Origin of the sequence: Acinetobacter sp. YH16031 (assembly GCF_013417335.1) — a bacterium.
GTDB lineage: Bacteria > Pseudomonadota > Gammaproteobacteria > Pseudomonadales > Moraxellaceae > Acinetobacter.
The window spans coordinates 1-1,036 of the sequence record NZ_VPED01000197.1 but is presented as its reverse complement, the minus strand read 5'-3'; the positions used below and the strand labels follow the sequence as shown (position 1 = coordinate 1,036).

At 42.2% G+C, this 1,036-nt stretch carries 1 pseudogene; it reads left to right on the top strand.

Annotated features, from left to right (window positions below):
- Positions 1–831: 831 nt before the first annotated feature.
- Positions 832–1,036 (top strand): annotated as a pseudogene (locus FTV31_RS17225) (hypothetical protein); the annotation flags it as partial.

The following is a 1,036-nucleotide window of genomic DNA, read 5'->3' as shown; positions in this document are numbered from 1 at the left end:
CACCATGTTGACGACCTTACAGGCTTGAGCTATCCATTGATCTCGACAGCAAAACAGAATGTCTTCCGACAAATTCACTGTTCTACCTAAAATCGAGTACCGATTGCGCCAGCTTTCGCCTTGCAACCCTGACACCTCACGATGCCCTCAAAAGCCCACCTGTGGGTATAACCTACGCCCTTGTCTTTATTTTTGTTTTTGACTTGAAGCGTCTGGTTATCAGCTATTCACGAGGTTACTCATTCCGTGAGCCCTCTGACTGTCTGTTTTAATACAGGGTTTCGGCCCTTTCAGCCTAGGAGGGAAGTTACTCCCACCGCCACGTCACCGTGATCCCGTGTCCTTGTCGCCCAACTGACCTCCACCTTGGTAGTGGAGGGTGTTCATTCATCAAAATGAGTGAACAGGTAGAAAGCGGGAGTCACACCCGCCAGCCCCTAGTGTAGCCGCGCCAGCTAGAGTTTCCTCACGCACGCAGCTTCACCACTAAAGCTTCTCAAAGACTGGCAATCCTCAAGAAGGGGGAGTGTGTCTGATTCATGGGTAGGCAACCCAGGAACCAAACAGAAAAGAATTGGCTCATGGATTGGCAGTCCACGCAAAAAATCAAAGACCCTAAAAGTTTTATATTTGATCAAGTTGCGGTCGTCAAGCCTATTTCGGGGGAACTGCTATTTATAGAATCACCAAAGGTGGTTCCTTATTCTGCTTAAAAACTTCAAAAATGCAATTTTTGGGTTTTTAAGGATTTTTTATAGAATTTTCACTAAATATCTTTTATAAATCTCTTATAGAATCACTTTATTAAAATCACTTTAAGAGTAATAAAAAATGATTTATTACAGCTACTTTCCTAAAGACTTTACAAAAAATGTCATGGGAATGATGACAAACGAATATGATCTTGTTTCTAAGAAATTTAGGTTCAATACGAATAATAATGAAGCAACTCATATGATTGCTAAATGGATTGAACGTTATCATTTACTGGAAACAGCTCAGCAAACCTATCGGAGAAGATTGAACAGTGAGCCGG